General features: G+C 43.9%; 31 protein-coding genes. 23 read left to right on the top strand and 8 right to left on the bottom strand.

The genetic code is table 11. The features are described 5' to 3' along the window. The first annotated feature begins 139 nt into the window (after positions 1–139). Entirely contained in the window at positions 140–880 is a 741-nt protein-coding gene (locus ACK1LH_RS08725; RefSeq protein ID WP_411334957.1) for a sterol carrier protein domain-containing protein, read from the top strand. Between the two features lie 37 nt (positions 881–917). Here the strand turns inward: ACK1LH_RS08725 and ytvI are convergent, their stop codons facing one another. Together ytvI and ACK1LH_RS08735 are read right to left on the bottom strand one after the other, a co-directional pair. After that, positions 918–1,976 (bottom strand): sporulation integral membrane protein YtvI, encoded by a 1,059-nt coding sequence (gene ytvI, locus ACK1LH_RS08730; protein ID WP_029285079.1) that lies wholly within the window; start codon positions 1,974–1,976, stop codon positions 918–920. A 171-nt stretch (positions 1,977–2,147) separates the two neighbouring features. Further along, positions 2,148–2,504, bottom strand: a complete 357-nt coding sequence (locus tag ACK1LH_RS08735; protein ID WP_029285077.1) for a YugN family protein — start codon at positions 2,502–2,504, stop codon at positions 2,148–2,150. A gap of 196 nt (positions 2,505–2,700) precedes the next feature. On the opposite strand from ACK1LH_RS08735, the gene ACK1LH_RS08740 reads away from it, so the two are divergent. Together ACK1LH_RS08740 and ACK1LH_RS08745 are read left to right on the top strand one after the other, a co-directional pair. Then, a complete protein-coding gene (locus ACK1LH_RS08740) occupies positions 2,701–3,129 on the top strand; it encodes a CBS domain-containing protein (protein WP_203290107.1) in 429 nt (142 codons plus the stop codon). A gap of 204 nt (positions 3,130–3,333) precedes the next feature. Then, entirely contained in the window at positions 3,334–4,371 is a 1,038-nt protein-coding gene (locus ACK1LH_RS08745) for a CAP domain-containing protein (RefSeq protein ID WP_411335083.1), read from the top strand. Between the two features lie 192 nt (positions 4,372–4,563). Here ACK1LH_RS08745 and ACK1LH_RS08750 read toward each other — a convergent pair whose 3' ends face one another. After that, on the bottom strand, positions 4,564–5,046 hold the full coding sequence (locus ACK1LH_RS08750) for a PaaI family thioesterase (RefSeq protein ID WP_029285072.1): 483 nt from the start codon (positions 5,044–5,046) through the stop codon (positions 4,564–4,566). Positions 5,047–5,217: 171 nt separating this feature from the next. Here ACK1LH_RS08750 and ACK1LH_RS08755 point away from each other — a divergent pair, with 171 nt between their 5' ends. The 4 genes from ACK1LH_RS08755 to ACK1LH_RS08770 all read left to right on the top strand — a co-directional run bounded on the left by ACK1LH_RS08755 (position 5,218) and on the right by ACK1LH_RS08770 (position 6,908). After that, the gene (locus ACK1LH_RS08755) at positions 5,218–5,613 is read left to right on the top strand and encodes a YlbD family protein (protein ID WP_029285070.1); all 396 of its coding nucleotides are present in this window, start codon (positions 5,218–5,220) and stop codon (positions 5,611–5,613) included. Positions 5,614–5,628: 15 nt separating this feature from the next. Further along, positions 5,629–5,868 (top strand): YlbE-like family protein, encoded by a 240-nt coding sequence (locus tag ACK1LH_RS08760; protein ID WP_411334958.1) that lies wholly within the window; start codon positions 5,629–5,631, stop codon positions 5,866–5,868. Positions 5,869–5,971: 103 nt separating this feature from the next. Next, on the top strand, positions 5,972–6,388 hold the full coding sequence (locus tag ACK1LH_RS08765) for a hypothetical protein (RefSeq protein WP_051827080.1): 417 nt from the start codon (positions 5,972–5,974) through the stop codon (positions 6,386–6,388). A 70-nt stretch (positions 6,389–6,458) separates the two neighbouring features. Then, positions 6,459–6,908, top strand: a complete 450-nt coding sequence (locus ACK1LH_RS08770) for a YlbF family regulator (protein ID WP_029285065.1) — start codon at positions 6,459–6,461, stop codon at positions 6,906–6,908. Positions 6,909–6,917: 9 nt separating this feature from the next. On the opposite strand, the gene ACK1LH_RS08775 is transcribed toward ACK1LH_RS08770, so the two are convergent. Beyond that, on the bottom strand, positions 6,918–7,253 hold the full coding sequence (locus ACK1LH_RS08775) for a hypothetical protein (RefSeq protein WP_035206503.1): 336 nt from the start codon (positions 7,251–7,253) through the stop codon (positions 6,918–6,920). A gap of 95 nt (positions 7,254–7,348) precedes the next feature. On the opposite strand from ACK1LH_RS08775, the gene ACK1LH_RS08780 reads away from it, so the two are divergent. Beyond that, complete coding sequence (locus tag ACK1LH_RS08780; protein ID WP_029285061.1) at positions 7,349–7,621, top strand: YlbG family protein; 273 nt, start codon at positions 7,349–7,351, stop codon at positions 7,619–7,621. Positions 7,622–7,674: 53 nt separating this feature from the next. On the opposite strand, the gene ACK1LH_RS08785 is transcribed toward ACK1LH_RS08780, so the two are convergent. Then, positions 7,675–8,055, bottom strand: coding sequence for a methylthioribose kinase (locus ACK1LH_RS08785; RefSeq protein WP_320154249.1), 381 nt, complete (start codon positions 8,053–8,055; stop codon positions 7,675–7,677). Between the two features lie 380 nt (positions 8,056–8,435). Here ACK1LH_RS08785 and rsmD point away from each other — a divergent pair, with 380 nt between their 5' ends. Next, complete coding sequence (rsmD, locus tag ACK1LH_RS08790) at positions 8,436–9,005, top strand: 16S rRNA (guanine(966)-N(2))-methyltransferase RsmD (RefSeq protein ID WP_411334959.1); 570 nt, start codon at positions 8,436–8,438, stop codon at positions 9,003–9,005. 1 nt (position 9,006) lies between these two features. Further along, a complete protein-coding gene (coaD, locus tag ACK1LH_RS08795; RefSeq protein WP_029285056.1) occupies positions 9,007–9,489 on the top strand; it encodes a pantetheine-phosphate adenylyltransferase in 483 nt (160 codons plus the stop codon). A gap of 46 nt (positions 9,490–9,535) precedes the next feature. On the opposite strand, the gene ylbJ is transcribed toward coaD, so the two are convergent. Continuing rightward, positions 9,536–10,750, bottom strand: a complete 1,215-nt coding sequence (gene ylbJ / locus ACK1LH_RS08800; RefSeq protein ID WP_411334960.1) for a sporulation integral membrane protein YlbJ — start codon at positions 10,748–10,750, stop codon at positions 9,536–9,538. Between the two features lie 141 nt (positions 10,751–10,891). Between ylbJ and ACK1LH_RS08805 the strand changes: the two genes are divergently transcribed. Further along, a complete protein-coding gene (locus ACK1LH_RS08805; RefSeq protein WP_051827082.1) occupies positions 10,892–11,731 on the top strand; it encodes a patatin-like phospholipase family protein in 840 nt (279 codons plus the stop codon). Beyond that, positions 11,715–12,737 (top strand): SepM family pheromone-processing serine protease, encoded by a 1,023-nt coding sequence (locus ACK1LH_RS08810; protein WP_203290110.1) that lies wholly within the window; start codon positions 11,715–11,717, stop codon positions 12,735–12,737. Before ACK1LH_RS08805 ends, ACK1LH_RS08810 begins: the two co-directional genes overlap by 17 nt. An 82-nt stretch (positions 12,738–12,819) precedes the next feature. On the opposite strand, the gene ACK1LH_RS08815 is transcribed toward ACK1LH_RS08810, so the two are convergent. Next, entirely contained in the window at positions 12,820–14,049 is a 1,230-nt protein-coding gene (locus tag ACK1LH_RS08815; RefSeq protein ID WP_203290111.1) for a nucleotidyltransferase, read from the bottom strand. A gap of 296 nt (positions 14,050–14,345) precedes the next feature. On the opposite strand from ACK1LH_RS08815, the gene ACK1LH_RS08820 reads away from it, so the two are divergent. The 5 genes from ACK1LH_RS08820 (at position 14,346) to ACK1LH_RS08840 (ending at position 17,005) form a co-directional block, all read left to right on the top strand. Continuing rightward, positions 14,346–14,582 carry a hypothetical protein gene (locus tag ACK1LH_RS08820; RefSeq protein ID WP_203290112.1) on the top strand — a complete coding sequence of 79 codons (237 nt, stop codon included), beginning with the start codon at positions 14,346–14,348 and terminating at the stop codon, positions 14,580–14,582. Between the two features lie 53 nt (positions 14,583–14,635). Next, entirely contained in the window at positions 14,636–15,157 is a 522-nt protein-coding gene (locus ACK1LH_RS08825; RefSeq protein WP_029285045.1) for a YceD family protein, read from the top strand. Between the two features lie 72 nt (positions 15,158–15,229). After that, positions 15,230–15,403 (top strand): 50S ribosomal protein L32, encoded by a 174-nt coding sequence (gene rpmF, locus ACK1LH_RS08830; protein ID WP_029285043.1) that lies wholly within the window; start codon positions 15,230–15,232, stop codon positions 15,401–15,403. 123 nt (positions 15,404–15,526) lie between these two features. Further along, positions 15,527–16,309 (top strand): enoyl-CoA hydratase/isomerase family protein, encoded by a 783-nt coding sequence (locus tag ACK1LH_RS08835; RefSeq protein WP_029285041.1) that lies wholly within the window; start codon positions 15,527–15,529, stop codon positions 16,307–16,309. Positions 16,310–16,396: 87 nt separating this feature from the next. Next, the gene (locus ACK1LH_RS08840; protein ID WP_029285040.1) at positions 16,397–17,005 is read left to right on the top strand and encodes an RsfA family transcriptional regulator; all 609 of its coding nucleotides are present in this window, start codon (positions 16,397–16,399) and stop codon (positions 17,003–17,005) included. Positions 17,006–17,040: 35 nt separating this feature from the next. Here the strand turns inward: ACK1LH_RS08840 and ACK1LH_RS08845 are convergent, their stop codons facing one another. Beyond that, on the bottom strand, positions 17,041–17,520 hold the full coding sequence (locus tag ACK1LH_RS08845) for an N-acetyltransferase (RefSeq protein ID WP_029285038.1): 480 nt from the start codon (positions 17,518–17,520) through the stop codon (positions 17,041–17,043). A gap of 195 nt (positions 17,521–17,715) precedes the next feature. On the opposite strand from ACK1LH_RS08845, the gene ACK1LH_RS08850 reads away from it, so the two are divergent. The 6 genes from ACK1LH_RS08850 to bshC all read left to right on the top strand — a co-directional run bounded on the left by ACK1LH_RS08850 (position 17,716) and on the right by bshC (position 24,022). Beyond that, positions 17,716–19,050 carry an acetyl/propionyl/methylcrotonyl-CoA carboxylase subunit alpha gene (locus tag ACK1LH_RS08850; protein ID WP_203290113.1) on the top strand — a complete coding sequence of 445 codons (1,335 nt, stop codon included), beginning with the start codon at positions 17,716–17,718 and terminating at the stop codon, positions 19,048–19,050. Positions 19,051–19,126: 76 nt separating this feature from the next. Next, positions 19,127–19,342, top strand: a complete 216-nt coding sequence (locus ACK1LH_RS08855; RefSeq protein WP_029285035.1) for an acetyl-CoA carboxylase biotin carboxyl carrier protein subunit — start codon at positions 19,127–19,129, stop codon at positions 19,340–19,342. 20 nt (positions 19,343–19,362) lie between these two features. Next, complete coding sequence (locus ACK1LH_RS08860) at positions 19,363–20,901, top strand: acyl-CoA carboxylase subunit beta (RefSeq protein ID WP_407656359.1); 1,539 nt, start codon at positions 19,363–19,365, stop codon at positions 20,899–20,901. Positions 20,902–21,042: 141 nt separating this feature from the next. Next, positions 21,043–21,921 (top strand): 2-dehydropantoate 2-reductase, encoded by an 879-nt coding sequence (locus ACK1LH_RS08865; protein WP_203290114.1) that lies wholly within the window; start codon positions 21,043–21,045, stop codon positions 21,919–21,921. Beyond that, the gene (locus tag ACK1LH_RS08870) at positions 21,918–22,307 is read left to right on the top strand and encodes a DUF3397 family protein (protein WP_029285030.1); all 390 of its coding nucleotides are present in this window, start codon (positions 21,918–21,920) and stop codon (positions 22,305–22,307) included. Before ACK1LH_RS08865 ends, ACK1LH_RS08870 begins: the two co-directional genes overlap by 4 nt. A gap of 89 nt (positions 22,308–22,396) precedes the next feature. Next, complete coding sequence (gene bshC / locus ACK1LH_RS08875) at positions 22,397–24,022, top strand: bacillithiol biosynthesis cysteine-adding enzyme BshC (protein ID WP_029285028.1); 1,626 nt, start codon at positions 22,397–22,399, stop codon at positions 24,020–24,022. The last annotated feature ends 107 nt before the right edge of the window (positions 24,023–24,129 follow it).

Here is a 24,129-nt window from a genome sequence, read left to right on the forward strand (position 1 = left end):
CAAGTTGGACAGGCAAATGAGCGGTCTCCTTGAAGAATGGAGAAGTCAGGGATGTCACGTGGTTTTTTTTGATCGCATGCCTCTCTCATTCAAAAGGAAGTATGGAGTTGAAACGTTAATAAGGGCAAGGGAATGGAGAATGGCTCCCGAATGCCTTTATTTACGGTCATTTAACAGTTCCTGTGAAGTATTTGAAGCCAATGGAATCAGCGGTAAATACTTGTCAAAACAGATCGTGAAGAAATTATCGGGGCATCGAACCTGCCTGATTTCTTCTTCTGACGACCTCACGGAACTCAAGAGTGCGGCTCAATACTACCTTTTTGCAGCGAATAACGACAAAGGTGAAGCCATTGGCTATATGAAATGTTTCATGGCCGATCAAAAGCTTCATATAAAAGAATGGGCCGCAATCAGCCCGAAAGCCAAACCGGCCCTTTGGAACAAAATCAGGACGCTTCCAGCGAATGAATTAATCTTGACACTGCAAGAGAGTGATTCATTTCCATATCAGTTGAAAAATCCATTTTTATCAAGCCGTCAGCTTCCAGTCTTTATTGGAAAAATCATTAATTTGCCTGATTTTATGGCTGTGTTTCCTTTTAACAACGCAGAGAGTCCCCTGTACTTGCAAGTAACGGATTCATCCTTGCCTGCAAACAGCGGCATATATTGCATCGAGGACGGGAAGGGAAGAGCTGTTCAATCAGCCGGCTGCAGAAGTGTGGTGTCTGTTGAGAGCAGTATTCTCGCTGCGCTCCTTTTTAAAAGCCTGAATCCGGGCATGCTTTATGGGGCCGGGTATATAAACGGCTCTACGCACGATGTGAGACTTCTTGAAAAGGCATTGCCGGGAGAAAAACCGTATTGTTTTTTATAAAATAAGAGCCGGACAATTTCAGTCCGGCTCTTGCAATTTAAATTTTAAATGTAAAGCGGATAATCCCTGCTTCTCTTGCAGAGTTGTAGATAATTAAAATCATCGGGCCGATGAAAAATCCAAGGACGCCGAACAGTTTCAGTCCAAGATACATGGAGATCAGTGTTGCAAGCGGGGAAAGACCAATGTGGCTTCCCATGACTTTCGGTTCAACTGTCCTTCTGATGATTAAAAGGACCGCAGTCAGGATGCCGAGTTTTGCTGCAAGAATAGTATCTCCGGAGATAAGGTGATACAGCGTCCATGGACCCATAATGATGATGGAGCCGATAATCGGTATCACATCAATCACCCAAATGATGATGGCCATGACAAGAGCGACCTCGGGCATAATCAGCATCAGACCGATAAAGGAAGCGATAAAAATAATGATGCTTACAAGAAACTGAGCTTTGACAAAGCCGAAAATAACATAGGACATGCGGTTAATCATAAAGTTTACTTTTTGCGCAGTGTTTTCCTTCATATGTGCATACATGCGCATCTTCAGATTGGGCAGCTCCAGCATGAAAAGAAACAGTGCGATTAAAAATACGAGCATGTTGACCATATAATCGGGAATGTTCGTTATGATCGTTTTCACATTTTCGATGTTAACGGAGCTTGCAAGATCTGCTTTTGTCTTCTCAAGAAATTCTTTTACCTGATTGCTGATTTCATTTACAAATTCGGGAGGAAGATCTTTTGCCGAGTGTGTAAATCTTTCTTCAATTTCATTCCAGGCAACCGTAATTTCATTTATGTACTCAGGCGCATTTTCAATCGTAATGATTGCTTCACCGACAACCTTCGTCGTAATGAAATAGCCGCTTACAGCAATGAGACATAAAAACAGCAAAAAGGTGATAAGGACACTCAGTTTCCGCTGAAGTTTTGCACGGTTCTGCAAAAGCCTGACAAGCGGCTCCAGCAAAAGTGCAGTCAGAAAAGCCATAATGAGAGGAACTGAGATCGGCAGAAGAAAATAGATGATCAGCCCGATCAGGACTATGAATAATGCAGTGAGGAGGCGCCGCTTAGTAAATATAGTAGACAATCTTTTGCTCCTTTCAATCTTTCTCTCTAAATTATAGTACGAAAGTACGGAATTAAGGAACGGAATTTTGGCAATTCTTCAAAAAAGTTTTTAAAAAAAGAAAATAAAAAACAAAAGCTGCGAGAGCTTTTGCTTTTTTGCATCTGCTTCTGCACTGGACAGAAACAGATCTTATACGATGCGTCCGATTTCTTCTTTCAGCTGTTTCAGAAGATTTTTGCTTGTGTTTAAAACAGCATTTGGAAAATCCTCGCCTTCTCCGTATTCCACACCATGAGGATAATAGTGCTTTCCAAGAAGGGGAGTCATGAGTTTTATCACTGCATGTCTCGATCCGATATCACCTTCAGCGGCATAGCCTGGAATGCGCAGGTAGAACGTTTCCCCTTTGTTTTCAAACTTGCGGTCATATGTAACGCGCTCATAATCCCATTGCCCTGCACGGACAATTCCAAGATCATCCATGATTTCATCCAGTCTGTTCAGTTCAACCGTAAGCCCGTCAAGTCCCGTGTTTTCCATTTTCATTATGTATTCCCTCCTAAAAACCTTGTCGCGGCATTTTCATTAGTAAAGCGCTTTAATGAACTCCCCTTCAATCATAGTACGAATGCATCGAACTTTCAATCTTTACCTTTTATTTTACATCTTTATCTTGTTTTTGGACAAACTGGGTGTATCGGAACTTTTTCGTTCACATATCGTTTGTCAGGGAGGATAAAAGATGCAAAAAGTGAGAGATATTATGTCTGAAGATATTCAAGTATGTACGCCGCTTGATAATGTTTATGAGGCTGCTGTTAAGATGAGGGACTGGGATGTAGGCTCGATTCCTGTAGTCGAAGGCGATAAGCTGATTGGAATGATTACAGACCGTGATTTGGTTATCCGTGGAATAGCTGAAAAACATCCGGGGTCTAACAAGGTGACAAATGTAATGAGTGATCACCTTTGTACTATCGGCCCGGATGCAACAGCGGAAGAAGCTGCAGGGCTCATGGCCGAGCATCAGATCAGACGGCTTCCTGTAGTGGAAAATGGCCGAATGCTCGGGATGGTTTCACTGGGAGACCTGTCACTAAATCATCTGTCAGACCAAAGAGCGGGAACAGCGCTCTCAGACATTTCCGAACACGGCAGCCATTTGCACTGAAGAATAAAGGAGCATGCAGCTGCATGCTCCTTTTTAAACGATTTAGCCCTCCTGAACCTTACAATTTGAAAAAAAACCTGTTTTTTGATTAAATGACCTATAAAAGGATATACTATCTGCCAATCTTGTGAAATACTGTTTACTAGTATATAGATTTTGCTGTTTCATATAATGGCAGAAACGAAAGACCTGGAGGGATGAAAGCTGGGCGGTATATTTAAGACGTTTTTTCTTTTGCTGATTATTGCAGGTTCTTATTTTTTATATATTCAGTATGGAAATCATGAGCAGCCGATCAGACAGCAGGATGAGAGCGAACAGCTCGCCGGGCAGTCTGAAGAGCAGCTGAACGTGCCGGAAGAAGGGGTATTATCCTTCATTGGAAAATCATCAGATGATATCGTGAATACACTGGGGGAACCAGTCAGAATTGATCCGTCTTCCTACGATTATGAATGGTGGATTTATAATCAGAATGACAGGCAATATCTGCAGGTTGGAGTAAAGGACAATAAGGTTGTCACCGTTTATGCAATTGGACCTGATGTCAACGTGAATCCGTATAAGCTCGGACAGCCTGCCGGAGATGTTTTTAAAACAAATTCCATATCCTCAAGCATTTCCATTGATCTGAATGGGAGCTCCTACCGATTTGAAATGTCCGAGGAAGACATGAACACGAGGCCTATTGTGCAGATCGGCGATATTTTCGTTCAGCTTTATCTGGATAAATTTGATGGAGAGCTGTCGAGCATCAGGGCCCTGGATAAAGAGACCCTCATAAAGCAGAGGCCATACGAAGTGGTTTACAGAGGTGAACTTCTTGAACCCGCCGAACTGACAGATGAACAGTGGAAGGCGGTTGAAGAAGGCGCAGAAAAGCAGATTCTGGATTTGACAAACGTGATCCGCGACAGGCACGGCGTACCGCCTGTAGAATGGGATCAAATGACTTCAGAGGTTGCTTTCAGGCACAGCAATGATATGCTCGTCAACAATTACTTCTCTCATGAGTCACCAACTGAAGGAACTCTTGGCGACAGACTGAAAGAAGGCGGAGTCACTTATCAGCTTGCGGGTGAAAATATTGCTGCCCAGTACATTGACGGCATTGCTGCTGTTGAAGGCTGGCTTAACAGCAAAGGCCATAGAGAAGCCCTGCTGAACCCTGAATTTACAAAGCTTGGTGTTGGTGTTAACGAGCTTTACTATACACAGAACTTCATCAGGCCTTTTGAATAAAGACAGAAAGACATCCGGGCTGGATGTCTTTTCTTATGCTTTGCGGTATGCTCTTCGTTCGGCATAGGCTTTACAAAGCCTGCACACATGGATTTTCTTCTGTTTTTCCCCAAGATAAACCTCTGAATGCTTCACTTTCTTTTTACAGAAATAACAGGTCTTTTTAAAAAATGGAAACATTGGATCCCCGCCTTATTGAGCTGGTCTGTCGATGATAAAAAAGCTTGCTGTACAATGGGCCATTAATTTTCCGTCATCCCGGACGACTCTGCCTTCTGTCACAAGCGTTTTGCTGCCCTTATGGATAAGAGATGCGGTGCAAGTGAGTTCTGAGCCTATGCCAGGAGCCACATAGTTGATCTTCATTTCAGACGTTACGGCTGCAAGATGGCCTGGCAGGACGTGATGGACGAGAGAGCCCATTGCAGAGTCAAGCAGAGTAGCGGTGATGCCTCCGTGCACAATATCCAGTGAATTTTGAATTAAAGGGGTGTTCGGTATTTTTAAAATAAATTCATTTTCCCGGTATTCCCCGCTTGGCGCAAGGAATGCTCCTATGTATGTACCGTTTTCTTTTTGCGCTTTCTTTTGCAGTCCCAAAAGAAACAGCTCGGCTGCTTGAAGATCTTCCTCCTTTATTTCAGCCAAAAGCTTCGCAATTTCTGCCTTTTCCATGTCTCACTCATCCTTTCTGTGCTGCTTTTATCTTATCAGCTGCTGCAAACTGAGCGCAATCAGGATTTTCCAGTGAAGGATGTAAATGACACTTCCTTTGAAAAATTGGGCGAACCGATTGACCGTTCAAAAATAAAATAAAGCAGGCGAATGTAAGCAGAGGTGATCATAATGACTGAGAAAAAAGAACATCCATCTATTGCACAATTTAAAGAATTTGTAAAAAAACATCCAAAATTGATTTCAGAGGTAAGAAAAGGCGATAAAAAATGGCAGGAATTATTTGAAGACTGGTATCTGCTCGGAGAAAATGATGCTTCCTGGCAAAAATACAGGGAAGACGCGGCCGAGGCTGAAAGTGCAGAGGATAAAAAATCCGATTTTATGTCCAGAATGATGACGGCTGTTAAAAACATGGACGCAAATCAGATGAATCAGCATCTGTACAACATGAACAACACAATTTCTTCCATTCAAAATCTGTTTTCAACATTCGGGCTGACAAAAGGTGCTTCTTCAGGCCAGTCAAAAACGCAAAGTAATCCATTTTCTTTCAGAAAAGATTAAGCAGGAGCGGGTGAGATGAGAAAAGAAATTCAGGACATGATTGCAGCAGACAACGAATTAAAAAAGTTCCTGCGCGAGCAGCCGCAGTGGTACAGAAAGCTGTCGAGAAACCCGGGCGAAACCGAATCAATGAAGCTTGCGATGATGAATTATTATCAAAAAACCATTCCTCACAAGGTAGCCCAATTTTCAAACTCCGTCAACATGGCTTCCATGATGCTCGGCATGCTACAGTCCATGAGGCAGCAGGATTAATAGAAGAGGGGTCAGGTAAAGACTTTCTCTTCTATTTTCTTTTATCCGGACATATTTGGCTTCTTTCTGGTGAAACTACCGTGAAAAGGAGGCGTTGTTTACTGTGAAACATTTTATTTTGCTGTTGGCTCTGGCTGCGGCTCTATCTGCATGTTCGAATGAAAAGCCCCGGCCTGAGGGGGAGGAAACGGTCCCTATGGAAGTCAGCATGCTTGGAGATGAGGCGGTTGAAACAGCCGTTCAGCCGAGGCAGCTCAATGTCACTCATCATGTTAAAGGAAGCAATGTATACATAGAATGCTACATCCCGAATTTTTCCTTTTCGGATGAGCGCGGGGAAAAGGTTAACGGAGAAGGCTATCTGAATCTGTATATTGACGGAAAAAAAACAGATGAAATTCATACAGCTGCTTTTATCATAAAAGGACTGGACAAAGGAACCCATACGATTTTTATAGAAGTGCTCCACAACGACTCTTCCCGCTATCATCTGAAAAAGACGTGGAACGTCACAATCTGATGCAGGACGAGCCGCTCCATTTACCATTGAGGCGCAAACATGGTAGAATGTAGTTTGAGGTGATGTTTCTATGCTAGCTACAATGGAAAGTGTTCAATTGCTCGATGAAGCTGAGCTTCTTGGCGCATTAGTGGTACAATCAGAAATTGCGGAAGATTACCGCCGCACTTTAGATACATTAAGAAAAGACAAATCTGCACAGAAAGTGATTGCGCGTTTTGTTGAGATAAAGAATTTATATGAGGATGTTCAGCGTTTTGGTAAATACCATCCCCAATATAAAGAAATAACAAAAGCGATGAGAGATGCTAAACGGGAGCTCGACCTCCATGATGCAGTGTCTGCGTTTAAAAAAGCGGAGAAAGAGCTGCAGAATCTCCTTGATGAGATCAGCGTCGAACTTGGCACAGCCGTGTCGCAGAATATCAAAGTGCCGACCGGCAATCCGTTCTTTGATTCCGGGTCAAGCTGCGGGGGCGGATGCGGCTCCGGCGGGTCGTGCGGCTGTAAAGCATCATAAAAGCGAGGCTCAGCCTCGTTTTTTATGTCTGTTTTTTAAACGGATGCAGTCATCGCATAAATTACCGCAGCAAAACATCTTTTCCTGGGGCACATAAAAACGGTGGCGGAATACATAAAGATTTTTATCCTCTCTGACAAAAACGGTTTCAGCCGTCAGCCTTTTGCCGCGCATGGCGGTCCGTGCCGACTTCTCAATCAGTAAGGCAAGCTCATTTGCTGATGCATTTCCTTTGTGCGCAATATAAAGAAACGGGATGCCTGCTGTTTTTTTAACCGTGCACGCAAGTCGTTTGTCCTCATTCATAAGCCGCAGGAACAGCTGAAACGTCTGCTCAAGATCCAACTTGGCCAGCTCCTTTCAAAAAAGCTGCGTATTGTAAAAAAATTAGAAAATTGTTACACTTCAAGTGGAGAATATAAAAAGGGAGAATATGAACGATGTTTGATAAACGTCAAGGCATTATTATATGGATGCATTCGTTAAAGCAGATTAAAATGCTCCGCAAATTCGGCAACATCCACTACGTATCAAAAAAATTAAAGTATGTCGTCTTATATTGTGACATGGAGCAGGTTGAACATACAATCGAAAAGGTTTCTTCCTTTTCATTCGTCAAGCATGCTGAACCGTCATATAAGCCCTTTCTTAAACTGGAGTTTGAATCGAAGATTGATAAAGCGAAAGAATATGACTATAAACTTGGCTTGTAAGAAAAAGCGCAGTCCTCGCGGCTGCGCTTTTTTTGATCTGTTAAGTCCGGCGTTTATTGCCAGGCAGGCAGATATCTGTTCATTCTGAGAATGCCTGTTAAATACTGATAATATAACTCTTTCTCAGCAAACTCTCCAGAGGATTTCACATTTAGTGCAATCATCGGTTTTTCAAGAGACTCCGAGAGCTCCTGGAATAGTTGGCGGCGCTTCGTTTCACCCGCCGGAATACCTTCAAGGCATAGATAGATGGCTTGAAATTGTCCCGGGTCAGTCGGCTGCATAACTACCGCAAAGGAAGACATGCTTCTTCCATCTATATCTGTCTCCAAGATTAAAAATCTTGAGACACGGTGCGCATTAGCTTTAGATGTTTCAATCAGTTCATATAGGTCGGAATATCCTGCTCCAAGTTCGATAAAGCGCTGAATCATGCGTATTTGTCCCCCTGTTTGTTCGTTCTTCACATAATGTATCACTTTTTTTAAAAGTACGGTAGGTGATGATTTTATTTTCTTTCAGAAAAAATGTTAGAAGATGTATAGGGTCCGGATGATTAGTGGATAATGTTAGTAACAACATCGATCGAGATGTTGTTGCCAACCGCGGAGAAGACTTACGTTTCCCCATAAGTTCTTCCTCCGGTTTCTCCTCTCCCTTTGCCTTCTGCCCAAAAAAAGCGTGCTTTTTTTGGTTCAGAAGGACCCCGCAGGATGCCTGCGGGGTTTTTTTTAATGCATTTGCCCATTCTCTATGGTACGATAAAACAGGCTGTTTTCATGCAGTAAAGACATATATGACAGTGGTGAAAAAGATGAGAGTAGTTTCTGGGAGCTGCAAGGGCCGCCCGCTTAAGGCTGTACCGGGTACGTCAACGCGCCCTACAACTGATAAAGTGAAAGAATCCATTTTTAATATCATCGGGCCTTATTTTGAAGGAGGTCTTGCTGTTGACCTGTTTGGAGGAAGCGGAGGTCTTGGGATCGAAGCGCTCAGCAGGGGAATGGATACGTGCATATTTGTAGACAGAGAAGCAAAAGCAGTCGCAACGATACATAAAAATTTAGAAGCATGCCGCTTTCAGGGTCAGGCCGAGGTTTACCGGAATGATGCAGAGAGAGCACTGAAAGCGATGGCAAAGAGAGAGCTGTCCTGTGAGCTCATGTTTTTGGATCCGCCGTATAAGAAACAAAAATTGAAAGCGCTTATCGAATTAATAGACGAGCTTAAACTTTTGAAGACAGGCGGCATCATTGTGGCTGAGCATGATCATGATGTTGAATTGCCGGAAACAATCGGAGCTTTTGTGATGACGAGGAAAGAAACATACGGCATCAGCGGGGTATCCATTTTTGCACACACAGATAAAGGGACGGGGGAGTAAGATGGCAAGCATTGCAGTTTGTCCGGGAAGCTTTGATCCTGTGACTTACGGACACTTGGATATTATTAAACGGGGAGCAAAAGTTTTTGATCATGTTTATGTGTGCGTCCTGAATAATTCTTCTAAAAATCCGCTCTTTAATGTGGATGAGCGCATCGAGCTGCTGCAGGAAGTGACAAAGGATATGCCGAATGTCACGGTGGAGTCGTTTAAAGGCCTTCTGATTGAATATGCAAACAGCAAAAAAGCAAGCACGATCTTAAGAGGGCTCCGTGCAGTGTCGGATTTTGAATATGAGATGCAGATCACATCCATGAACAGAGTGCTTGATGAGAATGTTGAGACCCTGTTTATGATGACGAACAATCAGTATTCGTTCCTCAGCTCAAGCATTGTAAAAGAAGTGGCCAAGTACAGGGGAGATATTTCAGAGCTTGTTCCAAAGCCTGTTGAGCACGCCCTTAAACAAAAATTCAACAAATAAAATCAAGAGGTCTCATGAATTGAGGCCTCTTTTTTATGAGGATTCTTCACTTTCTCTGAAGCATTCTCTTGGCATAGATGATGACATAGACGGATAGTGAGAAAAGTGTAATAACAGGACCTGTTTGCGTAAGCACGGACCAGACGGAACCAAGCACAACCGGCGCATCTTCCCTTAAAAATACAGGAATGACGGAAACCTCTGAACCGGAAACACCCAAATACAGCGGTTTCCAGAAGAGCCAGGCGAAAAATGCCGCATAAATGCCCTGCAGGATCCTTGCAGCGAAAAACGGCTGAAAACGGATATCTGTATCAGCAAGGATACTTGCCACCTGCGCCTGGATGGACAATCCGCTGAAGCCGAGCATAAAGCTGACGACAATTGCTTTTTGAAGCAAGTCTGTGTCAACCGTGCTCACAAGCTGACTGCCAAGAGTCATCTCAAATAACCCAGAAACGAGGGGAAGACCAAGAGAAGCCGATAAATGAACAGAAGCGAGAATAAGGCTGAATCCTGCAGCCGCTGCGTCTGTCAGAGATAAAAGGGATAATAGTTTGTTTATGACAGAAAATAAGATAATAAAGCCGCCTACCATTAAAAGCGTCTGGATGGATGAAAGAACGGCATCGCCAAGCATTTTGCCGATTGGGCGCCGGTCTTCTATACGTGTTCTGTGCATTTCATCAAAAGCTTCTTTAATGGACGGAATCTTTCTTGATTTGTCCTGATTTTCAGATTGGCTGTCCCTGCCGTGAAACCTCATTGTAAGACCTACTGCAAGATTTCCGGAATAGTGGGCAGCTGCAAGGAGAAGACCAAGTGCCTGATTGTTGAAGAAACCGATCGCTACAGCACCGAATATGAAAAGGGGATTTGACGAGTTTGTAAATGAAACAAGCCTCTCTGCTTCTCCTGCAGTAAGCTGCTGTTTCTTCCTCATCTCTGCAGTCAGTTTAGCGCCTGCCGGAGACCCTGAAGCCCATCCCATCGCCCAGACAAATCCGCCAATGCCGGGCACTCTGAACAGCGGCCGCATAACTGGTTCAAGAAGCACGCCGATAAAGGCGACAACACCGAAGCCGGTCAATAGCTGAGAGAGAATGAAAAAGGGAAGAAGAGACGGAAAAACAACTCCCCACCACAATTCAAGCCCTGCCTTAGAAGCAGTAAAGGAAACCTTCGGGCTTATGATCATGGCAAATGCAAGGATGAAAAGCGAGCATCCAAGCACGAGTGTCTTCATTTTAGATGAATTCAACATGCGTCCCCCTCTTGCTTCTTTCTATACTTTTGAAAGCAGGAAGTGATAAAATAAAATCAGACTTCCTGCAGGGTTGTACACTCTTTGATACTTCAATATACGAGAATAGGGGACCGTTTTAGACCATAGAATTGACTAATGAACGAATTGACATCAGAGGAGGGTATCTCTTTGAAAAGAGAACCTAAAATTGGTCTTGCACTGGGATCCGGGGGAGCGCGCGGATTTGCACATCTCGGAGTACTGAAAGTATTGAACGATGAAGGAATACCTGTCAATATGATTGCCGGAAGCAGCATGGGCGCGCTTGTCGGGAGTTTTTATGCAACGGGGCTCGGATTTGAGCATTTATATAAACTTGCAGTGATGTTCAAACGGAAATACTATCTTGACTTTACTGTGCCGAAAATGGGGTTCATTGCCGGAAACCGCGTAAAGGAATTTATCCGCGTTTTTACAAGAGGGATGAATATCGAAGATCTCGAAATTCCGCTGTCTATTGTGGCAACGGATTTGTACGAAGGAAAAAAAGTCATCTTTACAAAAGGGCCTGTGGCAGATGCGGTGAGGGCAAGCATTGCGATTCCAGGCATATTTGTTCCTGAAAAAATTGACGGCAAACTGCTCATCGACGGCGGAGTGGTCGATCGTATTCCCGTATCGGTGGTCAAAGAAATGGGGGCTGATCTCGTCATTGCAGTGGACGTTTCCCGCGTGAAAAAGACGGAAGAAATAACATCCATCTTTGATGTTATTCTGCAAAGTCTTGATATTATGCAGGATGAACTTGTTCATCACCGGAAAATTGCTTCTGACATCATGATTCGCCCGCATGTCGAGCAGTACAGTTCCAAAGCATTTAAAAACATTAAAGAAATCATTGAAATTGGTGAAAACGAAGCAAAAAAGCATGTAGAGGAAATAAAATTGCTTATAGAGAGCTGGAAGGGGTCTCAGCAGGATGAAGAAGAATACTAAACTGGTAAGAGCGATCCTTATAGGGATCATTCTGGCAGCGGTGCTGAATTTTATTAAGCTTCCTTTTTATATAACGAAGCCCGGAATGGCTACGGAGCTTGAGCCGATTATTGAAGTGGAGGGCGGCTATGAGGAGGAAGGCAGCTTTTCCCTTACAACCGTAGGTTTTGGAAGAGCCAATATCTTCTCTTACGCCATAGCTTCTGTGTTCCCGTATCACGAAATCCTTCCTCTTGAGGACGTTGTCCAGGAAGGTGAATCAGATGATGAGTATCTGGACCGGCAGCTTCATATGATGGAATCTTCTCAGGAATCAGCGGTTGCGCTTGCTTATGAAAAAGCGGGCAAAAAGGTAGATTATCTTTTCAGGGGAATTTACGTCATGCAGGTGGTAAAAGATATGCCTTCTGAAGGCAAACTGAAAAACGGCGACAGAATTTTTGAAGTTGACGGCAGCGAATTTAAAACAGCTGAAGAATTTATTGCATATGTCGGCAAGAAGAAAAAAGGCGATACAATCGAAATTACATACGAACGCAATGGAAAAAAAGGAAAAACAGAGATTGTGGCAGATACCTTCCCGAACGACCCGAACAAAGTGGGAATCGGCATATCTCTTGTGACGGACAGGGAAATTGAAACCGATCCGGACATCACGCTTGATACAAGCAATATTGGCGGGCCTTCAGCAGGACTGATGATGTCGCTTGAAATTTATAATCAGCTGACAAAAGAGGATTTCACAAAGGGCCATCAGATTGCAGGAACCGGAACCATTGACGACAATGGAAAAGTCGGTCCGATCGGAGGGATTTCGCAGAAAATTGTGGCTGCCGATAAATCAGGGGCAGATATTTTCCTTGCTCCAAATCAAGAGGGCATTGAAACGTCAAATTACAGGGAGGCGGTCAAGACGGCAAAAGATATAGGCACAGAAATGAAGATCGTCCCGATTGACACCTTTGACGACGCAATCACTTATCTCGAAAAGCTGGACGTGAAATAAAACGGACGGCTCTATACGAAAAAACCACGCGGAAACATTTCTGCGTGGTTTTTTCGTATAAAAGCCTCAACTGAACTAAGTTCTACAAAAAACAGTCTTTCTCCCTGTCATACTGAATCGGTCTAGTGGAATATTCCCGTTTGATACATTGGGATCTCAGCGGTTCAGGCAGGATCATCGCATGAACCCCTGAAGCTTTGATGTCAAGCTCAAGCAGCGGGTGGCTGAATGATGAAAGAACAGAAACAAGCGGCGTCTCCAGGTTTTTTTTCACCATGTTTAAGTAGGACCTGCCTGCTCCAGACATTCCTAGCAGCCTTAAATAGGGAGCGCGTCCGCCTGCCTGCAGCATTTGATCTTTCGTTGTCCGTGTTAAAACATGAAGGCACATCCGCTGCAGTCTTGTCCATGTATATCGTTTCGTTTTAAGCTGTTCCATAAACTCTTTAAACGATTCCGCTTGCATCATCACAGATTTCACCCTGTTTTCAAGGCCTTCCTCAACTTCATAGATTTGTCTCATTTCTTCCGTGCTCATCGTGCAGACCGTATACTTCAGCAGGTCAAAATAGTTTTCCCATTGATGAAGAACGCCGTGCTCTGAATCATACTGGCGCAGAAGCTCGTCAGTAGACGATGGAACAAACCGGGAAATATCCTTTTGTTCATCTGAAAACAGCGCTTTTCTTATGCTTGTTGCACTTGCGATCGGAGATGAATTAAAATCTTCATCATGATAGCCTGCAGCGGTCCGTTTGATTGTGAGGGGACGTATGGACGCTTTCTGCTTTAGAATTGCACGAACATACTGAAAGCCCAGAATATTATTAGGAAGGGACAGATCAAGCGGGCGTGAATCCGTTTCAATGGCAAGAAATGCTGAAGTCTGGGCACTGGGATAGCTCATGCCCTCTTTCATAAACTGTTTAACGAGCTGCTGATACTCTGCATGATGGCTGTTCAGTAGCTCGGCTGTTTCAAGAAAAGGAGAGATCTCCCCGTTTTCACTGCCGAAGCATACACTGCTGCATCCGAGCGCTTCAAGAATGGAAATGGCACCATCAGCAAAGGTTTCAGCTTTTTGAGTTGCATAGGCATAAGGGAGTTCAATCACAAGATCTGCACCCTGCTTTAATGCCATTTTCGTACGCGCCCATTTTGAAACAAGAGCAGGCTCGCCGCGCTGAAGAAAATTGCCGCTCATCACGGCAATCACTGCATCTGCCTCAGAAGCCGTTTTTGAAGCCTCAAGATGATAAAGATGTCCGTTATGAAACGGATTATATTCCACAACCAATCCTACCGCTTTCAAGTGGGCATGCCTCCAAACCAAATGTTTTACATAAATCATGTCTCCTGAAGCGGAGGAAGTCAAGTTCGGTTCTTGGAAAAGCTGTTCTGCTGTTTTTGAGGGACCGGTTTGAAGCTTGAGGTAGCAAACAGGATTGTATTACGACCCTTCAGTGAAAAGGGTGGTGGCTGAAGGTTCAAAAGAGGGCGGCATATGACCGTTTAGAGAACAGCATCTGAGCTGAAGGGTTATAAGAAGACTACATATGACCGTTCAGGGAGCAGCATCTGAGCTGAGGGGTCATAAGAAGGGTGCATATGACCGTTCAGAGAGCAGCATCTGAGCTGAGGGGTCAAAAGAAAGCCGCATATGACCGTTCAAAGAACAGCAGCAGACCTAAAAGGTCAAAAAAAGATTTCATATTACTGCACAATGAATTCCTCCTGAAAAAAATCCTCCATGCACCTGACATAAAAAAACGTGTTTTTTGCCCCGAATATTTTGCTTTAAATGCTTATTCATGTATACTAAACACTGTAAAGAAAAAATATTGACAAATATTATTGCGAAAGCTATAATTACCTTTGTTGCCTTGAGGTGATACCATATGAAATGGTCTATTAATGAATTGAACAAACTGCAAAACAAGGGACTGCAGATTGATGAAACGATCCAGTTAACCGATATGAGAGGCGCTCTTTCTGAAGTTCGCGATATTTCTCCTGTTAAAGTAACAGGCAGAGCAGATCTCGGCTCTTCAAAAGCTGTCTTTCATCTGACGCTTTCCGGCACGCTGATTCTCCCTTGTGCAAGAACGCTGGTGGATGTTCCATTTCCGTTCGAAATTCATACAACTGAAACGTTTTTATTAAAACCGAATGCAGACTTCGAGATGGAAGAAGATGTCCATCACGTTCAGGAAGATATCGTTGACTTAATACCTGTTATTAAAGAAAACATTCTTTTGGAAGTGCCGATGCAGGTTTTTAGCGATTCTGTTGAAGAAAATGATCAGGCTGCCCCGCAAGAGGGAAAAGATTGGAAAGTGATCTCTGAAGAAGAGAACAAAAACAAGATTGACCCAAGACTTGCCGGGTTATCGAAATTTTTCGATGATCAAGACAGCTGATGCTATTGTTTAGCACTTATATATAGGCTGTTACACACTGTTTTAACGAAACTCTGTAAGGAGGTGGGAATAATGGCTGTACCTTTTAGAAGAACTTCTAAAACGAGAAAGAGACTGCGTCGTACACACTTCAAATTGCAAGTGCCTGGTATGGTAGCATGCCCAAACTGTGGTGAAGTGAAATTAGCTCACCGCGTATGTAAAGAATGTGGAACATACAAAGGAAAAGAAGTTGTAAGCAAATAACAGCTTCATTAAAAACGCAAGGATCCTAAAGGGTCCTTGCGTTTTTTTGTGTTTGTGCTGGTTTGCTTCTTATCCTTCCTATAAAATAAGAGGGGAGATAATAACGGCAAGAAGGGGATGCATATGGGGAAAGTAACAGCAGTCGAAAGCGAGGGTATTCTTCAGGTTACGCTGAACAGGCCTGAACGGAGAAATGCCATAGATTTTGATGTCATGAATGAACTGAGCCAGATTCTTGCTAGCGCACTGGATAATGAAAGAATTCTTGCACTGACGATAACCGGCAGCGGGACAAAGGCTTTTTGCTCAGGCGGAGATCTTTCCGTTTTTCATGCCCTTGAGACGGAGGAGGAAGCATTTGAAATGCTATCACGAATGGGCGATATTCTTTACCGGATCGCTGCTTTTCCTCTTCCGGTCTTTGCCCTCATTAACGGAACAGCTGTCGGGGGCGGAATGGAGATTGCTGCGGCTGCTGATTTCAGGCTGGTCAGCGTTGGTGCCGACCTCGGCTTTATTCAGGGCAGTCAGGCAATCACGACCGGCTGGGGAGGCGGCACGCTGCTGTTTGAAAAAATACAGCATGATGCTGCTATGACGATGCTGATGAGCGGAAGAAAATTAGGGGCACTAAAGGCAAAAGAACTGGGATTTGCTTCAGAAGTTCTTGAAGCTTCCGACTTTGAATCCAAAGCGCTGCGCTATGTGAAAGAGTCGCTTGTATCTTTCCCGCCGGTGCTGAAAGCTTATAAGCAAATGCAGGTTGAAAAGTGGATGGCAACAGGACTCAGGGACCGTATGAACAAAGAAATCCGCCAGTGTGCAAAGCTTTGGACAGGTGAAGAACATATGCGGCTGGTGCAGAAGTTCCTCGCCAAAAATGACGCGGCAAAAAAGAGCTTGTAAGTCATGTATTAAAACATTGTCAATTAGTCTATCTACTCTAGCAGGCGCATAAGTATGTAAAAAATGCGCATTGAGGGGGAACAGACAATGACGACTACACGGCAGGATGCCTGGACACAGGATGAGGATTTAATGCTGGCAGAGATCGTACTCAGACAAATCCGGGAAGGCGGCACGCAGCTTGCTGCATTCGAAGATGTCGGCAGAAAATTGTCCAGAACGGCAGCTGCATGCGGTTTCCGCTGGAATTCGTATGTCAGAAAGCAATATAAATCTGCAATTGAGATTGCCAAGACGCAGCGTAAACAGCTGCGCAGCCAGGAACCGAACGACCAGCCTCAAAAACAGGCTTCAAGCACAGCTGATCACGAACCTGCTGAAGCGGGCGCATTGACGTTAGGGGATGTCATTGCCTTTCTGCAAAACTATGAGAACTCAGGGAGTCCAGCAGGGCTCAAGAGTGAAAATGAAAAACTGGCTCAGCGCATAAAGCAGCTTGAACATGATCTTGAACAGGCTAAGTCAGAAAAAGAAACGATTCATAATAATCTTAAGATGGTGGAAGAGGATTATATGATGCTGATTGAAATGATGGAAAAAGCGAGAAACATAGCTGTCATGAGAGATGATGAACGAAGCAGAAAAGTGAATTTTCAAGTGGACCAGAACGGAAAAATAGAACGGACAGAAAAATAAGAAATGACCGCTGACAAGCGGTCATTTCTTATTTTTTATGCATTTTCGCTTTTTTGCTCTGATACTCCTTCAGGATACCATACGAGAGGATTTTCTCCCTTATCGCGCTCCATATCATACGTTACCGGCTCAAATCCCATCCTTGACCAGAACTCCCCGGATTTCACGCGCGGATTTGTTTTAATCGGCACACCATAGGATTTTGCATATTCAACAAGCGCCGTGCCGCAGCCCTTGCGTTTATAATCAGGCAGAACTTCAAGCTTCCAAAGCTCCAGATAATCCTGCTTAGGTTCAAAGTAAACATCAAACCTTTTATCAACACGGTAGAGACTCATGCGGGCGACAAGCTTATCCCCGAAGTAAATCCCGTAAAATGGTGAATTGCTGTCATTTTCAATGATATTGTCCTGAAGATCGTCAAGCATGGAGAGTTCCTGAAGCCCGTACTCTTTGAACTTCTTAAATTCTTCCAGCGTTTTAAAATTTATTAATAATTTTTCTACCTTAAACATGGTTTATGCCCCCTTGCAGCCTATGAATCTTGCGTTTAAGATCATTAAAATGGTAAAGCTTTGCATTTATTATACCATGCTCAGAAAATTAAGAAAGGTTTTCGTATGCGTTTTCATTTTTCGGGAAGGAATCTTTAAAAAGATGGAGAAATGTACTTAGTGGGGATTTTCTTATCATCATGGGAGGGGAGAATATTGAAGAAAATTTTAATTGCAAACAGGGGAGAAATCGCACTCCGGATTATGAAAACGTGTCAAAAAATGGGGATAGAAACGGTTGCTGTTTATTCGGATGCCGATGAAGGACTGCCTTTTGTAAAGGCAGCTGATTATGCATTCAGGATCGGTGAAGCGCCTGTAGCGAAATCTTACTTATTAAAAGATGATATTTTAAACATAGCAGTCCGTGAAAAAGTGGATGCCATTCACCCGGGATATGGTTTCTTGTCCGAAAATACCGAGTTTGCCCAGGCGGCAGAGGCGAAAGGGATTAAATTTATTGGCCCGAAGTCTGAGACACTTGCCATAATGGGTGACAAAGTAGCGGCTAGGAAAACAATGAAAGAAGCAGGTGTTCCCGTCGTGCCGGGAAGCTCAGGACTTGCTGATATGGACGAAGCATGCGCATATGCTTCTGAGATCGGCTATCCGGTCATGCTGAAAGCAAGCGGAGGCGGCGGAGGAATCGGCATGCAGCGCTGCGATGACGAGGAAGCTTTGAAAAAATCCTTTGCTTCCGTCAAGACGAGAGCAAAAGCTTACTTTGGAAATGATGATGTGTTTATTGAAAAATTCATTTCAGAAGCAAGGCATATTGAGATTCAGCTTTTTGGTGATGAGTTCGGGAATGTTGTGCACATGTTTGAGCGGGATTGTTCTGTTCAGCGCAGAAACCAAAAAGTGGTGGAAGAATCACCATCGCCTCATCTGTCTGAAGCAACCCGGGAAAAAATGTGCGCTGCTGCAGTTGCTGCAGCCGTTCATGCAGGGTACATAAATGCCGGCACGATTGAATTTATTGTGGATGAAGAAGAAAATTTCTATTTCCTTGAAATGAATACAAGACTTCAAGTGGAGCACAGGGTGACAGAAGGAATAACAGGACTTGACCTTGTTGAATGGCAAATCAGGACCTCGGCAGGAGAAAAGCTTCCATTCTTGCAGCCTGAGATCACAAAAGAGGGCCATTCCATCCAGTTCAGGCTCTATGCGGAAGATCCTGTGAAATTCATTCCGTCACCAGGTTTAATTAAAGCGTTTACATTTAATGAAACGGACGGAGTCATTGTCGACTGTGCCTATGCAGAAGGGGATACAGTCACACCGTTTTATGATCCGCTAGTTGCAAAAATCATTGTAACCGGTGAAAACCGTCCGGATGCATTAGCTAAAGCCGAGACATTTTTGAACGGAGTTAAAGTAGAAGGAATTAAAACCAATCTGCCGTTATTTCTGACGATCTTATCAAACAGTCAGTTTAAAAAGGGCACATACAGCACGTCCTTCCTGCAGACGGCCGTTTTGGCATAAGAGAGTGCTGAAAGGCTTCAGCAGATTCAAAAAACATGAATAAAGTAACCAAACACCATGAATGGAGGATTTAAACATGATCGAAATTAAAGCAAGTATGGCAGGAACGGTATTACATGTATTAGTGGCAGCAGGTGATGAAGTAGCGGCTGGACAAGATGTGATCATGCTAGAGTCAATGAAAATGGAGATCCCCCTCGACAGTCCGGGAAACGGCACAGTGGAAGAGGTGAAAGCAGAAGCTGGGGATTTTGTTAACGAAGGCGACGTTCTGCTTGTTTTAAAACCTTAATGGAGGAGGGATTCCAAATGATGAAAGTTGATGAACTTGAAAAATTGCTTAAAGAAAAGACAGCTGAAATCGAAGCCGGCGGACACCCTAAATATCACGACAAACTGAATGCCCAGGGCAAGCTGTTTGTCAGGGAACGGCTGAACAGGCTGTTTGACAACGGAAAGTATACAGAAGACGGCAAGTTCGCCAATAATCAGGCAGGCGATCTTCCATCTGATGGAGTTGTGACCGCTGTCGGAAAAATAAACGGAGAAACGGTTTGCGTGATGGCTAATGACTCGACGATCAAAGCGGGATCATGGGGTGCCAGAACCGTTGAAAAAATCATCCGCATTCAGGAAACAGCAGAAAAATTGAAAGTGCCCCTCCTCTATTTGGTTGATTCTGCAGGTGCCAGAATTACGGATCAAATTGATATGTTCCCAAACCGCCGAGGCGCAGGCAGAATATTTTACAATCAGGTAAAGCTGTCCGGCAGCATCCCGCAAATCTGTCTCCTCTTTGGGCCTTCAGCTGCGGGGGGAGCTTATATTCCTGCTTTTTGCGATATTGTGATCATGGTTGACGGGAATGCTTCCATGTATCTTGGATCTCCGCGCATGGCCGAGAAAGTCATCGGGGAAAAAGTTTCGCTAGAGGAAATGGGCGGTGCGAGAATGCACTGTTCGGTGAGCGGATGCGGTGACGTTCTTGTGAAAACAGAAGAAGAGGCGATTCTTGAAGCAAGACGCTATTTGACGTACTTCCCGCAAAACTATCTGAGCGTGACGAAAGAAGCAGAACCTGTTTTGCCAAAACAGGGCAGACCGCTTACAGAAATTGTGCCTCACAATCAGAATGCGCCGTTTGATATGTATGAATGCATTGATTCACTTATTGATGCAGGCAGTTTTTTTGAAATCAAACGATTATTTGCTCCTGAAATCATCACAGGATTTGCGAGACTGGACGGGAAAGTCGTGGCCATTATCGCGAATCAGCCGAGGGTAAAAGGAGGCGTGCTTTTTGTGGATTCCGCCGACAAAGCGGCAAAATTCATGCAGCTGGCAGACGCTTTTCACATTCCGCTCCTGTTCCTTGCCGATGTGCCGGGTTTCATGATTGGAACGAAAGTGGAGCGTGCCGGCATTATCCGCCACGGGGCAAAGATGATTGCAGCGATGAGTTCGGCAACTGTGCCTAAAATCTCCGTGATTGTGAGAAAAGCATACGGTGCAGGACTTTATGCGATGGCAGGCCCTGCATTTGAAACAGATTGTGTAATCGCCCTTCCAACTGCGCAGATCGCCGTTATGGGTCCTGAAGCAGCAGTGAATGCCATTTACTCAAACAAAATTAATGAAATTGAAGACCCGAAAGAAAGAATGAAGTTTGTTCTTGAAAAGCAGCAGGAATACAAAGAAAATATTGATATTTATAAGCTCGCATCAGAAATGATTGTGGATGATATTGTTTCTGCTGATAATCTGAGAGAAGAGCTGATATCAAGATTTTCCCTTTATGAAACGAAAGCCATTCCATTCGGCGAACGCAAGCATCCGGTCTATCCGGTCTGATGACAAACAAGCCAGCCATGAGCTGGCTTGTTTTCTTTTATTTGGCGAAAATTTCACCTAACAGGCGGCGGAATAGCTATAGGAACATTTTTACTATTTTGTTATGATAAAGAAACGAATGAGAAACGGTGGGATGCTTATATGGAAATTGGCATTATCGGCATAGGCTCTGTGGGAATGCTCTGTGCAGCTTACTTGGCTAAAGAGCACATAGTCACAGTTTACACGAGAAGAAAAGAACAGTCAGACCTGATCAATGAAAAAGGAATAATCCTTATTCATGGCGATCAGAAAACAACTGTAAAAGATGTGAAAGCGCGTTCCGGCAAGGATTTCAAAGAGCCGCTGCTGATAATAGCGGTCAAGCAGTATCAGCTTGGCGATGTTCTTCCTTTATTAAAAGAAACGAAAGAAAGGAAAAACCTCCTGTTTCTCCAAAATGGCATGTCGCATATCCCAATGCTTGAATCTCTTGAAGGACATAATGTCTATATCGGTTCTGTCGAACATGGATCTTTAAAGACGGGGGATGCGACTGTCGCGCATACGGGTGCGGGTGTCATTAAAGTGGGTTCTCTTTTCCCTGATCAGCCTCCTCTGACACTTACGGACCTTCATTCAGAACGTTTCCCGTTTGAAGCTGCCCGGAACTGGAAAGAATCACATTCAAGAAAATTGCTTGCAAATGCAGTGATTAATCCGCTGACAGCACTTTTAAAAGTGAAAAACGGTGAGCTTACTGAAAACCCGCATTACAGCAGAATGGCTAAATCGGTATTTAAAGAAGCTTCCGGGATTTTGGGTATAACGGATGAAAATGCCGAGTGGGAAAAAGTGATGGAGATCTGCAGAAGGACGGCGGAGAACAGGTCGTCCATGCTCAGGGATACGGAAGCAGGCCGTAAAACAGAGATTGACGGCATTATCGGCTATTTGCTTGATGAGGCAAAAAAGCAGAATACCCGGGTTCCTCTGCTTGAGTTTTTGTATCATGCAGTTAAAGGCGGGGAAAAAGAATGAACGGCGAATGGATCATAAATCTGGCAGCATTTGCCGTGTCTCTGCCGCTACTTACTTTCCTCATTCTGGTCGCTGTTTTATCAGCTGTAACGGGAAATGTAAAAAGGGGTATGCTGTATGCAGCAGATGCTGCTGTCATTCTGTTCGCGCTCTCCATTTATTTTAAATTGCTTGTTTTATCTGATACCGCTGTTTACGGGGGCATTTTTCTGTTTCTGCTGCTTGTGATGTTTGCTGTTCTCATTTATATGATAAGATCGAGCTCTTCTGTGCCGCTGTCAAAAGCCTTCAAAAAGTGCTGGCGATTTTCTTTTCTGATTCTCCTTCCGCTATCAACCATTCTTGCGGTATTCGGAGCAGTAAGAGGGATACTCGAATATATCTGAAGGTGCAGGCAAAGTCTTTTTCTTTTCAGCCGGATAAATGCTATACTCTTCTCGGATGCTTACATAACCCGGAAAGGAAGTTTACACAAATGGAGATTACTGACCTCTCCCTTCGCCATTCAAACCGATTAGTCGAAGATCTGATCAGCGGCAGGCTGAATACAGCGGACTACTTTGACTACAGCATTACGGATGACACCGTTTATGAACAAAGAGTGAAGGACTTGAAAAATAGAACATTCGCAAGAGAAGAGCTGTCCTCCTATCTTTTGAGGTACCACCAAAAGCATTTTCAGGACAAGGAACCTGTGATTCGGAACATTGAGCGTTTAAAAGATCCGGAAAGTCTTGTTGTCGTCGGGGGACAGCAGGCAGGTCTTCTGACAGGACCGCTCTATACAATTCACAAAATCATCTCAATTCTCGTCCTTGCAGAGCAGCAGGAAGCAAAGCTCTCTGTTCCGGTCATTCCAGTCTTCTGGGTGGCGGGTGAAGACCATGACTTTGCTGAGGTCAATCATCTGCATGTCTCTCAAAACGGGGTTATCAAGAAGAAGGCTGTTAAAACAGCCATGAATGAAAAGATTCCTGTGTTCTATAAGAATATCGACCACGAGGAATGCTGGAACTTTATCTGCTCTATTTTTGAAACTTTCGGGGAAACCGACTATACAATGGAGCTGATGAACAGCCTCAAACAAACATTGTCTGTTTCAGCCACATATACAGAGTTTTTCGAACATCTTACATATGAAATGTTTTCGGATTACGGATTGGTGCTCATTAACTCTTCAGATCCTGAGCTCAGAAAAATGGAAGCCGGATTTTTTCAGCATTTGATCTTGAAAAATGAAGAGCTGTCTGAGAGCCTTTCAGCTCAGCAGGCATTCATGAAAGAAGCTGGCTACAAGCCGATCATTGAAGCCGATCACACGAGCGCAAATCTTTTCTACCATGACAGCAAAGGTGACCGTCTGCTTCTGAAGCGTACAGGTGATTCCGTCTTTTCGGCCGAAGGTCAGTCGTTTACAGAGGCGGAACTGAAGCAGTTTGCAGAACAATATCCAGAGAGGCTGAGCAACAATGTTGTCACAAGGCCGCTCATGCAGGAATATCTGCTTCCGACACTTGCCTTTATCGCAGGGCCGGGAGAAATTTCTTACTGGGCAGAGCTTAAGAGAGTATTTGATACAGCAGGCTTTCACATGCCGCCTGTCGTGCCAAGGCTGAATATCACCATTGTTGAACGGTCCATTGAATCGGACATGAGGGAAGTTTCACTTACGATCGATGACCTGTTTTCAAAAGGGGCTGACAAAGTCCGTGAAGAGTGGCTTGCAAAAATGGAGCCTTCTCAGCTGACCCCTGAAATTTCTCAAGCAAAGACCGAGATTGAACGGATTCACAAAAACCTGCGGGAGTCAGCAGTATCAAAAGACGCTAGTCTGGAACCGTTTCTTGAGAAAAATGCATTTTTCATTCAGTCTCAGCTTGATTTGCTTCAATCTTACGTCGACAAAAAAATTCAGCAAAAGCACCGCGCAGAATTGGATAAATTCACAAGAATCGCGAAATCTCTCCAGCCAAATGGCGGATTTCAGGAGAGAACATGGAATATTTACTATTATTTGAATAAATATGGACCCCATTTTGTGCACGAAATCGTGAAGCTTCGCTATTCTTTTAACTTCCATCATAAAGTTGTCAAAATTTAAAGAACGAATTTCTGAAATCCTGTGGAATACAGGGTTTTTTTTTATGAAAAGAACGTGTAGAATAGGAAGTGGGGAGAAGTGGGGGGAAGTGGTGACCGAGAGGAAGA

The organism is Metabacillus indicus, assembly GCF_046603695.1.
Taxonomy (GTDB): Bacteria; Bacillota; Bacilli; order Bacillales; family Bacillaceae; genus Bacillus_P; species Bacillus_P indicus.